The organism is Candidatus Leptovillus gracilis (genome assembly GCA_016716065.1).
GTDB lineage: Bacteria > Chloroflexota > Anaerolineae > Promineifilales > Promineifilaceae > Leptovillus > Leptovillus gracilis.
Genome location: JADJXA010000003.1, coordinates 541,125 through 555,820, shown reverse-complemented (window position 1 = coordinate 555,820; position 14,696 = coordinate 541,125). Strand labels below are relative to the sequence as shown.

At 61.8% G+C, this 14,696-nt stretch carries 11 protein-coding genes; 7 read left to right on the top strand and 4 right to left on the bottom strand.

Annotated elements, in window-relative coordinates:
• Positions 1–18: 18 nt before the first annotated feature.
• A complete protein-coding gene (locus IPM39_11295; GenBank protein MBK8986648.1) occupies positions 19–1,215 on the bottom strand; it encodes a LysM peptidoglycan-binding domain-containing protein in 1,197 nt (398 codons plus the stop codon).
• Positions 1,216–1,375: 160 nt separating this feature from the next.
• Here IPM39_11295 and IPM39_11290 point away from each other — a divergent pair, with 160 nt between their 5' ends.
• Complete coding sequence (locus IPM39_11290; protein ID MBK8986647.1) at positions 1,376–2,920, top strand: glutamine synthetase; 1,545 nt, start codon at positions 1,376–1,378, stop codon at positions 2,918–2,920.
• Here IPM39_11290 and IPM39_11285 read toward each other — a convergent pair.
• Complete coding sequence (locus IPM39_11285) at positions 2,917–3,963, bottom strand: ferrochelatase (protein ID MBK8986646.1); 1,047 nt, start codon at positions 3,961–3,963, stop codon at positions 2,917–2,919. The two genes, IPM39_11290 and IPM39_11285, sit on opposite strands and share 4 nt — an antisense overlap.
• Positions 3,964–4,026: 63 nt before the next feature.
• On the opposite strand from IPM39_11285, the gene IPM39_11280 reads away from it, so the two are divergent.
• Positions 4,027–7,140, top strand: coding sequence for a DUF3684 domain-containing protein (locus tag IPM39_11280; protein ID MBK8986645.1), 3,114 nt, complete (start codon positions 4,027–4,029; stop codon positions 7,138–7,140).
• An 18-nt stretch (positions 7,141–7,158) separates the two neighbouring features.
• Here IPM39_11280 and IPM39_11275 read toward each other — a convergent pair whose 3' ends face one another.
• A complete protein-coding gene (locus IPM39_11275) occupies positions 7,159–8,283 on the bottom strand; it encodes a DNA alkylation repair protein (protein ID MBK8986644.1) in 1,125 nt (374 codons plus the stop codon).
• Positions 8,284–8,685: 402 nt separating this feature from the next.
• On the opposite strand from IPM39_11275, the gene IPM39_11270 reads away from it, so the two are divergent.
• The 4 genes from IPM39_11270 to IPM39_11255 all read left to right on the top strand — a co-directional run bounded on the left by IPM39_11270 (position 8,686) and on the right by IPM39_11255 (position 12,526).
• Complete coding sequence (locus IPM39_11270) at positions 8,686–9,162, top strand: DUF4281 domain-containing protein (GenBank protein MBK8986643.1); 477 nt, start codon at positions 8,686–8,688, stop codon at positions 9,160–9,162.
• Positions 9,150–10,826 carry an iron ABC transporter permease gene (locus tag IPM39_11265; GenBank protein ID MBK8986642.1) on the top strand — a complete coding sequence of 559 codons (1,677 nt, stop codon included), beginning with the start codon at positions 9,150–9,152 and terminating at the stop codon, positions 10,824–10,826. Before IPM39_11270 ends, IPM39_11265 begins: the two co-directional genes overlap by 13 nt.
• Before the next feature lie 126 nt (positions 10,827–10,952).
• Positions 10,953–11,777 (top strand): orotidine-5'-phosphate decarboxylase, encoded by an 825-nt coding sequence (gene pyrF, locus IPM39_11260; GenBank protein ID MBK8986641.1) that lies wholly within the window; start codon positions 10,953–10,955, stop codon positions 11,775–11,777.
• Positions 11,774–12,526, top strand: coding sequence for a 4'-phosphopantetheinyl transferase superfamily protein (locus IPM39_11255; protein ID MBK8986640.1), 753 nt, complete (start codon positions 11,774–11,776; stop codon positions 12,524–12,526). The genes pyrF and IPM39_11255 overlap by 4 nt, the downstream gene beginning before the upstream one ends.
• A gap of 61 nt (positions 12,527–12,587) precedes the next feature.
• Here the strand turns inward: IPM39_11255 and rarD are convergent, their stop codons facing one another.
• Positions 12,588–13,490 (bottom strand): EamA family transporter RarD, encoded by a 903-nt coding sequence (rarD, locus tag IPM39_11250; protein MBK8986639.1) that lies wholly within the window; start codon positions 13,488–13,490, stop codon positions 12,588–12,590.
• 139 nt (positions 13,491–13,629) lie between these two features.
• On the opposite strand from rarD, the gene IPM39_11245 reads away from it, so the two are divergent.
• Positions 13,630–14,682, top strand: coding sequence for a PAS domain S-box protein (locus IPM39_11245; protein ID MBK8986638.1), 1,053 nt, complete (start codon positions 13,630–13,632; stop codon positions 14,680–14,682).
• Positions 14,683–14,696 lie beyond the last annotated feature (14 nt).

Here is a 14,696-nt window from a genome sequence, read left to right as displayed (position 1 = left end):
CTTGTCACCTTATCCAGATTAAGAACCGGCCGCAAGGATGATCTGACTGAGGAGCGCGTCCAGCATCAGCAGCGCCGTCAGGTTGTGCATGGCGTGGCCGCGCTGGAACGCTTCGGGCAGCGTGTAGTCATGGGCGTAAAAGGTACTCATATGCACGCCGTCTACGTCCAATCCACGCCCTGGCAGCGTTCCGGCCACAATATCGAACTCCCATAGGGGAATCTGGTAGTCGGCGGCAATCTGGCGCAGGATGTCGTTGTTCTGGTTGCTGCCCTCGTGGCGGTCGGCCTTTGTGCCCAACACCGGGATAACGCCGTTGTCTATGGCGTACTGGACGATCTGGCGCATATTCTGGTCATACATCGCCGGCACGTCCACATCGTTAGAACCCAGGCGGATAAGGACGATGGCCGGGTTATGCTGGCGGAACTCGCAGGCGATGGGGCTTTCATTGGGCAGGCAGACGCTCTTGTCGGCCCAGGCCGGGTCGAAGGTTGTCCAGGAGTGCAAGCCGGTGCGTACGGCCGTGCTGTCGCGGGCGAAGGAACCACGAAAGTGATCAATCACCCCTTGCAAGGCGGCGTACTCGCCCAGGTTGTAAGGGCCGCTGTCGAAGCGGCTGAGAAAGTGGTCGGTTTCGATGGTGCTGTCGCCGACTTTGGCAAAGGCGCGGCGATTGCGCCCCATCGTCTGCCCGGCGGCGTAGATGGCACGGCCGTTTTGCAACACATCCGGCGGCAGGACAAGAATCGCGGTCAGAGGCAGCCCGTTTAGCATGGTGGGCAAAGAGTCTGTTTGTTGGTTTGCTGCTGCGTTTGTTAGTTGGCTGACAGGTTGTTCTGCCTCTCGCTCTGGCTCTCGCGCTATCTCCCCATCAGGGATGATCAAAAGCTGCCCGGCAAACAAGACGGTGGGGTCGGTGATATTGTTGGCGGCGGCAAGCTGTTCCACGGTGAGGCCGTAGGCGGTGGCAATGCCGAAGGTGGTTTCGCCGGGTTGGACGAGGTGGCTGGCTGGGACAACGGCCGTTGCCAGGCGCGTCGGTTGGTTGGTTGGTTGGGGTGTGGGCAGGGGAACGGCCGTTGCCGCCGCCGGCGCCGCGCCGCTAATCGCGGCGGCGTCACTGCCAAAATTGCGCGCGGCCAGCACCAATGCGGCGCTCACCAGGGCCATAAAAAACAGAGCAAAGAACAAAATTGGGATGTGTTGGCGCATCAAGCACAAGTGTAGCCAATCGCTGCGCCGAAGGCGAACCAGACGGCCACATATTTGGCCCGGTTCTTTGACAATCGGCCCTCTTTTTTGCACAATGAAATAACTGCGGCGACAGCCGCGCCGACCCACTATTTCACACTATCAAAAAAGGAAAACCCACATGAACCATCCCCCCTATGCCCTGATGAACCCCCTGACCCGACTGCTGGACAAGCCGCGCCAGGAGTTCACCCGCGAAGACCTGATCCACATTATCGAGCAAAAACAGCTTGAACGTATTACCTTCCATTACACGGCCATAGACGGCAAGCTCAAAGAGCTAAAAATCCCCCTGGCCGGCCGCACCCAGGCGGAGCGCATTCTGGCCGATGGCGAGCGCGTGGACGGCTCTTCTCTCTTTCGCGGATTGGTAGACGTGGCCGTCTCTGACCTGTATGTAGCGCCGGTTTACCAAACTGCCTTCCTCAACCCGTTTGATCCTGGCAGTCTGGATTTTGTCTGCCGTTACCTGACCCACGATGGCGAATTGGCCCCGTACACGCTGGACAATATCTTGCTCAAAGCGTATCGTCGCTTTCAGGAGCAGACCGGGTGGGATTTGCACGCGATGGGCGAGCTGGAATTTTTTGTGCTGAGTAATCCGGCGCACAACTTGTATACGGCCGTTAAACAACGTGGCTACCATACCGCTTCCCCATTCAACAAAACCGGCGACCTGATCAACGAGATGGTCAACCACATCACCCAGATCACCGGCGCGGTAAAATATGCTCACAGCGAAGTGGGCAACCTGCATGAGGTGCGCAGCGACCTGGAGGAAATCGCTGGCAAACGCGCCGATCAGCTTGAAATTGAGTTTTTGCCTACGCCGATTGACGAAGCCGGCGACAATCTGGTGCTGGCCCGCTGGCTCATCCGCAACGTGGCTTACCAGCATGGCTGCGTGGCAACTTTTACGCCCAAATTAGAGGAAGGCATCGCCGGCAATGGGCTGCATGTGCATATGGAATTACGGCGCAACGGCCGTAACGCCATGCGCGACGACAACGGCCGTCTTTCCCGCGAAGCCCAACAACTGATCGGCGGCCTGGGGCACTATGCCGCCACCCTCACCGCTTTTGGCAACACCACCTCATCCGCCTACCTGCGCCTGGTCCCCAACCAGGAAGCCCCCACCCGCATCTGCTGGAGCGAATCCAACCGCAGCGCCATGATCCGCGTGCCGTTGGGTTGGACCAATGCCAACAACCTGGCGCGGCAGGTGAACCCGCAGCAGACCACCCTGTTTGTAGACGAATCTGGCCGGCAGACGGTGGAACTGCGCAGCCCTGATGGCAGCGCCATGGTCCATTTGCTGCTGGCGGGTATCGCTATGTCGGCCACCTGGGGGCTGACTCACCCGGCCGAAGCGCAGCAGTTGGCCGACAATTTGTACGTCACCGGCAACATTTTCCGCGACAAGGCGACGTTGAACCAGTTACGGCCGTTGCCCTCAAGCTGCGTGGCCTCGGCGGCGGCGCTGCGCCAGGAGCGCGACCTGTACGAGGCGGACGGTGTCTTTCCGCCGAGCATGATTGACTACGTGGCGCGCATGTTGCAGGAGGAGGATGACGAAGGCATGAACCAATACCTGGCCGACCTGCCCGCCGACGACCGTCTGCACCAGACGCGGGCCATCATGCACAAAGATTTACACCGCCATTAGCTGTCGGAGGCGAGAGAGACCGGCCAGCCCTGTAAATGCGTCTGAACCAGATCGCCTAGCAGGGCGATCTGCTCTGGGCCATCGTTCAGGCAGGGGATGTATTGGTACTGCCGCCCGCCGGCCGCCATGAAGATGTCCCGGTTCTGCACGGCCACCTCCTCTAACGTTTCCAGGCAGTCGGCGGCGAAACCGGGGCAGATGGTATCTACGCTTGTTAGCCCTGCTTGCGCCCACGCTTCCAGGGTCTTGTCTGTGTAGGGTTGCAGCCATTCCTGCGGGCCAAAGCGGGATTGAAAGCAAACCTGGTACGCTTCTTTGTCCAGCCCCAACTCCTCGGCCACCAGCCTGACCGTCTTCTGGCAAAAACAGGGGTATGGGTCGCCGTTGGCGAAGTAGCTTTGGGGGATGCCGTGAAAAGAAAAGAGCAGTTTGGCGGCACGGCCGTTTTCCGCCCAAAACCTTTGCACACTCCCGGCCAGCCCGCGAATGTACAACGGATGGTCATGATAGCCGGTGATGGTGCGCAGTTCTGGCGTCCAGCGCCAGCGCTTCAGTTCGTCAAACACCACGTCGAAAATGGTTGCCGTGGTTGTCGCCGAATACTGCGGAAACAGCGGCAGCACCAGAATGCGCTGCGCGTTGGCCTGGCGCAGCGCCGCCAACTGCTCCGGGATGGATGGACGGCCGTAACGCATTGCCAGTTCCACCCGGATGGCGTCGCCCCAGGTTTCGGTCAGCGCCGCCTGCATTTGGCGGGCGATGCTTTGCGAGTATACAAACAGCGGTGAACCTGCTTCCGTCCAGATCGCGGCGTACAATTTGGCCGATTTTTTGGGCCGCACGTTGAGAATGATGCCGTGTAAAATCGGCTTCCACGCCCAGGCGGGCCACTCGATGACCCGCGGGTCGCTCAGAAATTGACGTAGATACGGCCGTAATCCCCGCGCGGTTGGCGCTTCTGGCGTGCCCAGGTTCACCAACAAAATGCCGGTGCGGCCCGGCGCGCCATGTTCGTACTGTTGTTGTCCGATGTATTTGCTCATTGTCTATCCTTTCCTTCAATAACATTATCCCATACAATGAAAAGCATAAAAAGGCGTACCATCATGAGCGACGAATTCACCTACAAACCCCAAGACGTGCATTACCTCGGCTTTCTGGAAGCGCAGCTGCGCGATATGCAGGGCATAGACGTGCTGGCCTACGAACTCATCCAAAACGCCGACGACGCGCCCCAAGATACCGCCGCTCCCACCACCCTCTGCTTCAACGTTACCGACGAAGCCCTTGTTGTTAGCAACGATGGCGTGTTCCGGCCGCTGGATTTCACGCGGCTGCAAACCATCGCCAGCGGCGGCAAGCGGGAGGAGAGCGGCGTCACCGGCGCGTTTGGGTTGGGTTTCCTGGCCGTCTACCAGATCACCGACCGGCCGGAGATTTTCTCCAACGGCCGTCACTGGACCATCCAACCCGATGCCGCCACCGCCCAACGTATCATCGAGCGGCCGGCCGACACCGCCGGCACAACCTTTCGCCTGCCCTGGGCCGTAGACCCACAGTCGGCCGTGCGCCGCGCGCTGCGTCTCTCAGTCGTCCAACCCGCCCAACTGGATGACTTTGCCGCCCAATTCAGCGCGGCTATTGGCCTGGCGGCCCTGTTTTTGCGCCAGATTCATACCCTGGAAGTGCGCCGCAACGATACGCTCATTCACCGCCTCACCCGGCATCTCAGCGCCGACGGCCGTATCCACCTGCACGATGAACACGGCCGCCGCGCAACCTGGCTGCTGCTGCATGGCGACTTTGCCAGCGAAGCCGCCGGACTGCGCGCCCAATATCCCTGGCAAATCGAAGACGGCCGTCGCAGCGCCATCCACATCGCCCTGCCCACCACCGACTTGTCCACCCCCGGCCGCTTCTTTGCCGGGCTGCCTACGGCCACCACCATGCCCCTGCCGCTGCACCTCAACGCCGACTTTTTCCCCACCACCGACCGCAAGCGCATCCATTTCGACGGCGGCTACCAGGCCGATTGGAATCACGCCGCCTTGCGCTGCGCCGCCCAAACGCTGGCCGAAGCCTTGCCCGCGCTGCCCGCCGCCCTCGGTCCGGCAAACCTTTGGCGCCTGCTGGGGCAGATGGCCCACGCCCACGCCCTGGCCCACCAGGGGGATTTGCCGGCCGCGTTAGCCATTTTTTGGCAAACGGCCGTGCCCATCCTGCCCACGCTGCCGCTGCTGTTCACCGTCCAACAGACCTGGGCGCTGCCAGCCGATGTGCGCCTGTGGGACAATACCGACGGCCGTCACCGACGCGGTGATCTGCCGGATACGGCCGCTGCCCGCCTGACCGCCCTGGACATCCCTCTGGTCCACGCCGACCTGTGGCCCTATTTCGCCTTGCTGCGTCGCCCGGAAATCGGCGCGCCCGACCTGAGCATCTGGGACGTGACCGCCGCCCTGACGCGCCTGGGGCTGGACCGGCCCATGTCGCTGGCTTTTGCTCCCGCCGGTCTGGGTGCTTTGGCCGATTGGCAAACGCTCTGGCATGTGTTGGACGAACTGCTCAGCCGCCTGGTCCGCCCCAATGATCGCGCCGCTGCTGTGGCCGCCCTGAACCAATGCGCCCTGGTCCTGACCGAAGAGATGACCCTGCAAAAACCGGGCCATGTCTACCGGGGCAGCGCCGAAAGCCGAGCGCTTTTCCCCGCCGCTGCCTGGCTGCATCCGGCCATCCCATCCGGCGGGCTGCTGGACCGGCTGGTTTCGCCCTTTGGCGCGCGCCAGGCGGTAGACCTGCTGGCCGACACGCCGCCAGACCAACTGGCCGCCGATTGGCAGCACGGTCGTCTGGACATCCCCCGCTTTTTTCGCTGGCTGGAAGGGCAGCAAATCGAAATCTTCGCCGATGACCCGACGCTGTCCGGCCGCATTCGCCGCCTGCCGCTGTGCCCGGTGGATGGCATGTTACGGCCGTTAAATGACCTCTATTTGCCCGGCGGCTTTGCCGACCCGCTGAAGCTGGCCGGGTTGGTAGACCTGGAGGCCATCGGGGGGCGGCGGCAGTTTTTGCAGGATTTGGGCGTTATCGAGTTGGATTTTATCACCTATGTGCAGGATGTTGTGCCCCGCGTGCTGGCCGCCAACCCCGATCTGCCGTCTGATGCGCGGCATCAATTGGTAGACCTGTTGGCGCAGCGTTTGGGCGAACTGCGCGACGACGAGGATTTACAAGAGCGCCTGGGTCAACTGCCGCTGGTAGCCTGCCTGGATGGCTCTTTTCGCCCGGCGACGGCCGTGTACGCCAGCCGCGAGGTGATGGCCCTGTTAGGCGAGCAGGTCCACGTGGCCGAACCGGCGGCAAGCCAGGCGGTGCAGGCGCTGCACCGCTGGTTGGGCGTGCGTCAACAGCCGTCCCCGCCTGACCTGGTGGCCGCGCTGTTAGCCATCGGTCGCCACCAGCAGCCCGGCGCGCTGCCGGATATGCCGATGCTGGCGCGGCTGACGCAGCTTTGGCAGCGGTTGGCCGAGCTGCCGGCCGATGCGCCGCAGACGGCCGTTCTCCTGGCTCCCCTGCGCGACCAACCGGTGCTGCCAGATGGCCGGGGCATTCTGACCGCGCCCGCCCACCTGCTCCTGGCCGACCGGCCGGAGTTGGCGGCCCGTTTCCACGCCCTGCCGGACTCGGCGGCGACAGCCAGCATTGTGGCTTTGCCGGGGGAATGGGTGGGGATAACGGCCGTCATTGGCCTGCGTTCGTTGTCGCAAGTGGTGGTATTGACGGTTGACAGCGGCGGCCAATCCATCCCAGACGCGCCGCTGGCGGCGCGGATTCGCCAACGCCAGCCGCTTATCGCCCGCCTGCTGCGCGCCGAATTTGCGCCCGGCCAGCCGCCGCCGACCGACTGGCTGGCGAAACTGCCAGTTCTCCGGGCTGAACGGCTGCAAGTGCAGTATCGTCTGACGCTGGGAACCGGGGAGATATTGGCGACCGCGCCGGAAGACGCGGCGGCGAAACTGGTGGGGGAAACGGCCGTGTTGTACGTGGTGTATACAGGCGATGGCGCGCCATGGACGGCCGTTGCCCGTGAGTTGGCTCTGGCGCTGCGCCCCCAGCAGCCGCCCGGCGGCCTGGCCCTGGGCATCAAAGAAGTGCTGTCGGCGCCCAGTCTGGCCGCCGCCGCCGAAATGCTGGCGGAATTGGGCTATGGTGATGATTAGGGGATAGGGGTCAGGGGGTCAGGGCAGTAACTCGAAGCTGTCGCCGCCAATGATCTGGCCGTTGACCTGAATTTCCAGGCGATGGCGTCCGGGGTAATAGCGGCGGGTGGTGATCGGTTTGATGGCGTGGCGTTTTTGCACCGTCAGGTCGGCGTGGGGGGGCAGCACGGCCGTTTTCAGCTTAAACACCTTGGGGGCGGTACGGCCGTTGGCCTTCACAAAATGGACCACATAATCAATCACCAGGTTTTGGGCGACGGCCGTGTCGTTGTGCAGGCTAAAGCGCACGGTTAAGGATTCGCCTAGCTGAACGGCCGTCGGTTCGATGACCAACTGAGACAAACTAACCTGCGCTGCGCCAAAGCCTTGCAGCGCCAGCGCCGCCGGATGGCCGGCCTTCACCAGCGAGCGCAAGGCGTGGCGGGTGATCCAGGCCGTTTCCGCGGACGGTTCGCCGGCGTTCCAGCGCGCCAGCGTCGCCAGCGCCAACTCCGGGTTGTCTTTGCTGATGTCGTTGAGATGGTTGGCGACGGAGCGGCGCACATAGTCCGAGGGATCGTCCTTGAGTTGTTCCAGCAGCGCCAGGGTCGGTGTGGGGTCGGCGATGAACTGCTGCAGGCGCATTCCCCAGGGCAGGCGCGGGCGCGTGCCTTCGCTGACCAGGCGGCGCACGTGAGGGCTGGGGTCGGTGGCCCAGGCCTGCAAGGCGGCCAGAGTGTGCGCCGGGTAACGGACGAGAAACGGCCGTATGGCAAATTCGCACGAAAAACTTTTGGTGATGGTGTGCATGGCGGTCAGCGACAGTTCCAGATCATCCAGACCGTATACCTCCACAAAATGGGCCACCGACCACAAGGCCCAGCCCAGGCTGCCGTTGAAGATGCCGTCTTCCGGCGGCGTCTCTGGTGGCAGAATTTGCAGGAGGATGGTAACGGCCGTGCCATAATCTGGCGGCAAAAAATCGTGCAGCGCCGCGCTAAAAACAGCCACGCGCTCCTTTAGCTCGCGCGGCGGTAGTTGGGGGGCAATTTGTCCCACAAACCCGGCGGCGTCGAACGACGGGTACACCGCCTGAATATGTTCCGCCAGCCTCTGCGCCAGCGCTGCGTTCATGTTGTCCTTAAAGAGAGTTGAATCGCTCATCAGTTGTTATCACTATCTTCGCAGTTTTGGTACGATTTGCTTTTTGGGTACGCGAGTGGCAAGTTATGTCATGCTGAACGGAGTCTTCGGCCCTGAGCAACGTCGAACGGGGAAGCATCCCGGCGTCGCCTAAATTTTGAAAGAGCCGGTATAATGAAGCGTAAGAAGACAAACGATGATACTAACCATTCAGACAAATGCAAGCGAAAAGTTCTATGTTTATCTGGTGGGGTATAAATGCAGGGCAGAGAACACGGATTAACAGGATTTGTGGATGAAACTGGTCGAGAAGTAAATCAGTAAATCCTGGTGATCCGCTGTTTCTCTAACCGAAATGAAACACACCCGCCGCCTAACTTGCGGTCAGCGCAGCCGAATCATCGCGCTGCACAGGGAGGATCAATGGAAACTTTGTTTAAACTTGTCAACGCATTCCCGATGCCGTTGTGGCTGGCGATGATGTTTGCCCCGAACCATCGGCTGACGGAGCGGGCCAGCCGTTCTGGGATCATTTTTAGCATTGCGGCCCTCAATTATGTAATGGCGCTGATTCAGGCAGCCCGCGGCGGTTCGCCGCCAGGTGAAGCGCCGGGTGAAGGTAGCGGTGGAGTACCAAACCTGACGACGCTGGAAGGGGTGCGTCAGGGGTTGAGTACGCCGGAAGGGGCGCTGGCCGGTTGGTCCCATATGCTCGCTCTGGACCTATTCACCGGGGCATGGATTTATCGCCAATGTCGCCGGTTGGGCGCGCCGGCCTGGGTGCGTATTCCGGCGCTGTTGTTCACGCTGATGACCGGGCCGTTTGGCCTGCTGCTTTTCCTGGTCTGGCGGATGTTGGCCGGCAAAACAGGCGAAATTGCGCCGCAATGGCTGGATTGAGCCGGGTGTTTGTCCAGCGCCGCGCACGGCCGTTGCTGGCCTTTGCCGTATTGGTCATCCCCCTGGCTTTCCTGGGGGCTTTTTTCTTTTACCCGCTGGCTAACATTTTGCGCGTCAGCCTGACGGCCGAGGCGGTGGCGGCGGTGGTGGGACGGCCGTATTTCCGCAGCATCCTCTGGTTCACCTTCTGGCAGGCAGGGCTGTCTACCCTGCTCACCCTGATGGCCGGGCTGCCGGCCGCCTACCTTTTTGCCCGCTACAACTTCCCCGGCCGCAGCCTGCTGAAAGCCCTGGTCACTATCCCGTTTGTCATGCCCACGGTGGTGGTGGCCGCCGCCTTTCGCGCCCTCTTGGGCGCCAACGGGCCGCTGAACCTGCTGCTGGTGGCTGTGTTTGATTTGCCGCGCGCCCCCATTCGTCTGGAACAAACCCTGAGCCTGATCTTGCTGGCCCACGTGTTCTACAACGTGGCGGTGGTAGTGCGGCTGGTGGGCGGCTTTTGGGCTAACCTGAACCCGCGTCTGGCAGAAGCGGCGCGGACCTTGGGCGCGTCGCGCCGCCAGGCATTTGTGGAGATTACCCTGCCGTTGTTACGGCCGTCTCTCTTCAGCGCCGCCCTGCTGATTTTTTTGTTTACCTTCACCAGCTTTGGCGTCATTCTCATTCTGGGTGGGCCGCAGTTTAGCACCCTGGAGACAGAGATTTACCGCCAATACGTCACTTTTTTGCGGCCAGACATCGCCGCCCTGCTGTCGCTGCTGCAAATTGGCTTCACCTTTGGTCTGATGATGGTCTATGGGCGTTGGCAGCAGCACACGGCCGTTGCCCTGGATTTTCGCCCGCAGCAAAGCAACCTGCGCCGCCCGCAAACGACCGCCGAGCGCACGGCCGTAGCCGCTCTGGTGCTGGGGTTGGGTTTGTTTCTGCTGGCGCCGCTGGCAGCCCTGGTCTGGCGTTCGCTGGTAGACCGTGATGGGCAGTTTACCCTGGCCTATTACCAGGCATTGTCGGAACTGCGCCGGGGCAGTGTGCTGTTTGTGCCGCCGATAACGGCCGTGCGCAATTCCATCCTCTACGCCCTGCTCACTGTTTTGCTGGCTGGTTTCCTGGGGGTACTCACGACCATGACTCTGGTACGGCCGTCGCGCTGGCGCAGCTGGCTGGACCCACTCTTTATGCTGCCATTGGGCGCTTCGGCCGTCACCCTGGGTTTTGGCTACGTCGTCACCTTCGGTTGGCTGCGCACCTCGCCGCTGTTGGTACTCATCGCCCATACCCTGGTCGCTTTCCCCTTCGTCGTGCGCAGCCTGATGCCCGTCCTGCTGGGCATTCGCCCCGGTTTGCGCGAGGCGGCGGCCGTGTTGGGCGCGTCGCCGCTGCGCGTCTGGCGTGAGGTGGATTTGCCGATTATGGGGCGGGCGCTGCTGGTTGCCGCCGTGTTTGCCTTCACCGTCAGCATGGGAGAATTTGGGGCCACCAGTTTCATCGTGCGCCCCAACAGCGGCTATCTCACGCTGCCCATCGCCATTCAGCGTTACCTGGGCCAGCCCGGCGCGCTGAATTACGGGCAGGCGATGGCGATGAGCGCCATCCTCATGCTGGTTTGCGCCATCGGCTTTTTCGCCATCGAACGCTTCCGCTACGCCGACATTGGCGAATTTTGAGATCGGGGGTATCTACTGAGGTTTCATATGTTTTTAACCTGGTGAGATTGGACCCATCTCCAAGATTGGTCCAATCTGGAAACAAACCTTTGGTGATGGGCGCGCCAGCCGGTACAATCTGGCCTCATGAACTATATCGAAAAACTGCAAACAATTCAAAGACAAAACGATTCCTGGTTGTGTCTGGGCCTGGACCCTGACCCGGTGCGCTTGCGCGTAGACGTGATGAAGTGGGACGAGCCGGTGCTGCCCTTTAACAAGGCCATCATTGACGCGACGGCCGACCTGGTGTGCGCTTACAAGCCGAATTTGGGCTTTTACCTGCAATGGGGCGCGGCCGGCGTCATCGCCCTGGAGCGGACCATCGCCTATATTCCCGGCCACATCCCCATCATTTTAGATTGCAAAACGGGCGACATCGGCCACACGCAGGCGGCATGGGGGCGCGGCCTGTTTGACCAATGGGGCGTAGACGCCATCACGGTGAATCCGTTTGTTGGCGCGGAGGCGGTGCTGCCGCTGATTGGCGACCGGCCGGACAAGGCGGTCTATATCCTGGCGCGTACTTCCAACCCCAGCGCCGCCAACTTCCAGGGCGACCTGGCCGCCGGGCAAGGGCTGACGGCCGATGTGCTGCGCCAAAGCCAGACCTGGGCCACGGCCGGACACAAAGGTTATGTCGTTGGCGCAACTTATCCGCAAGAATTGGCGGCTGCCCGGCAAATGGCCCCGGCGGCCAACTTTTTGATTCCCGGCATTGGCGCGCAGGGGGGTGATCTGGCAGCGGCCGTGCAATACGGGGCGGATGCCATTGCCGGGCCGGTCATCAGCGCCAGCCGCAGCATTTTGTATGCGTCGCTGCAAGGCGATTTTGCCGCCGCCGCCCGCGCCGCCGCCCTGGACCTGCGCGACCAGATCAACGCGGCGCGCCGGAGTCTGGGCGCGGCGTGAGCGAAACGTGGCGGCCGCCGCCGGACGCCTTTGTGCTGCCGCCGGGCGTGATTCATCTGTGGCGGGCGTCTTTGGCCCGCAGCGCAGAGACACGGCAGCGGTTGGCGCAGTTCCTCGCGCCGGACGAACTGGCCCGCGCCAGCCGTTTCTATTTTGAACGTGACCGGCAGGCGTATGTGGTGGGGCGAGGTCTGCTGCGCTGGTTAAACGGCCGTTACCTTTCCATCCCCCCTTCAGACATCCAATTCAGCAGCAGCAGCTATGGCAAACCGGCGCTGGCGCAGGGCGGCGATTGGCAGTTCAACCTCGCACACAGCCAGGGCAAGCTGCTCGTCGGCTTTTGCCGCGGCGCGCCCATTGGCGTAGACATCGAGCAGATTCGTCTGCCCGACGAGGCGGACGCGCTGGCGCAGCATTATTTTTCGGCGGCGGAAACGGCCGTTTTCCGCCAACTGCCGCCCGCGCAGCGCGCCGAAGCATTTTTTAACTGCTGGACGCGCAAAGAGGCTTACATCAAGGCCATTGGCGAAGGGCTTTCTTGCCCGCTGCATTCCTTCGATGTCACTTTGCGGCCGGGCGAACCGGCTCGTTTGCTGCGGGTTGCGGCAAATGCAGGCGCGGCAACCGCCTGGACGATGACCTCGCTGTCGCCGTTTCCCGGTTATCGCGGTGCGGCGCTGGCGGCCGGGCAAGGCTGGCAAATGGCTTGTTGGGACGGCGATTTGCTGGCGCAGGATTTTTGCGGGTGAGGGCGGCGTGACGGCCGGACCTTTCCCGTCGAGAAAGCGCCGGGGGCGTGCCGGCCGACGTCTACAACGGCGTTTGCGCCGGTTTCAGCGCGGTGCGGTGGCGCTGGCGGGCAGCGGCGTCGCCGGTGTAGATGATTAGCGCCAGCCAGATGAAGCTGAAGCCGATCAATTGGCCGTGGCTGAATGGCTCGTTGTAGACAAAGACGCCGATGAGAAATTGCAAAGTGGGGGCGATGTATTGCAGGATGCCCAGAGTGATGAGGGTGACGCGGCGAGCGGCGGCGGCAAAGAGCAGCAGGGGGATGGTGGTGATAAAACCGGCGCCCAGCAACAGTAAATTGATCTGTGGGCCGCTGTGGGCAAATGCGCCCACGCCGTTGACCTCCTGCACAACCAGATAAACGACCGCCGGCAGGAACATCCAGGCCGATTCCAGCGACAAGCCTTCCAGGGAATTGAGTACGGCCGTTTTCCGCAGCAGGCCATAGGAGCCAAAACTAAAGGCCAGGGTGAGGGCAATCCAGGGCAGCGCGCCATAGCTGAATGTGAGGTAAGCCACGCCTCCGGCCGCTGTCAGGACGGCGACTGCCTGCAACGGCCGCAGCCGTTCACGCAAGAACACCATGCCCAACAACACATTCACCAGCGGATTGATAAAATAGCCCAGAGCGGATTCGACGATAAACCCGGCGTTAACCGACCAGATGTAGACAAGCCAGTTGACACTGAGGAGAGTTGCCGTCAGCAGGAAAGTGAGCAGGACTTTGGGCTGACGCAGCACCGGTCTGATCCAGGCCCAACGGCGCATAACCGTCAAAATCAGCAGTAAAGAAAGAAAAGACCAGGCCATGCGATGGCTGAGAATCTCGCCGGCCGGCACGCTCTTTAGCGCTTTCCAGTAAAGTGGGAACACGCCCCAGGCGGTATAGGCGATGATGCCATATATAATGCCTTTGTTTTTCATTGTTAGAACCTCGGTCCCACCCCGGTTTGTAGCGTAAGGGGAGTAAGTATAAAGGGAAACGGCCGTTTTCTCAACGCCCAATCTGCCACGCCTCGCCAGGTACAGTGACAACAACATCGCCATCGGTTATACTGCTTGTATGCATAGTGAAGCGGGAGAACGGCCGTATCAGCGCATTTTCGAGGCTGTCAGCGACGGTCTCATCATCCACGACGCCCAAACCGGGATGGTTGTAGAGGCCAATCCTGCTGCCTGCGCTATGTACGGCTACACTCCCCAAGAATTCATCGGCCAACCCCTTGCCAGCCTCCTTCACTCCGACAGCCATCATCTGCTCCACGACTACCTCCAGACTGTACAAGAGGGCGGTGTGTATGTGGCAACGGCCGTTCACCTCCGCCGCGATGGCGCAGCCTTCTATGGCGAAATCCGGGGGATGGCGCTTACGTTTGCACAGCGACCGTGTCTGCTGAGCGCCGTCCGCGATATCAGCCAGCGGGTGCAAAAGGAGCAAAAACTGGCGCAGCAGACGAAGGCCCGGATCGAAACGCGGGCCAGCCAGGCTACCTTGCAAGAACGGCAGCGGCTGGCGCAAAATCTCCACGACGCCGTCAACCAATCCCTCTTCTCCGCCAGCCTGATCGCCGAAGTGCTGCCCCGCCTCTGGGAACGCGACCCGACAGAGGGGCGGCAGGCGTTAGAAGATCTGCGCCGCCTGACGCGCGGCGCCATGGCCGAGATGCGCGGCCTGTTGGCCGAACTGCGCCCCCTTGTCTTAACCGACAGCGAGCTGGGCGACCTGCTGCGTCAGTTCGGCGACGCCCTTACCGGCCGGACCAACATTCCCGTCCAGGTGACGGTGACTGGGACAGAGCGTGGCCCCTTGCCCGCCGATGTGCAGGTGGCTTTCTACCGCGTTTGCCAGGAAGCGCTGACCAACATCGCCAAACATGCCGGGGCCAGCCGGGTGGAGATAGATCTGCGTTATGAGGCCGACGCGGTGACGCTGCGCATCCGCGATAACGGCCAGGGTTTTGATATGGCCCACACGCCCGCCGGCCATTATGGCCTGAGCATGATGCGCGAACGGGCCAAAACGATTGGCGCAGAATTAACGGTTGCCAGCCAGCCGGGCCAGGGGGCAGAAATTGTTATCCGCTGGACAAAGCGGCTGGAAAAGGAGGTCCGATGACTCCCTCAATGCCG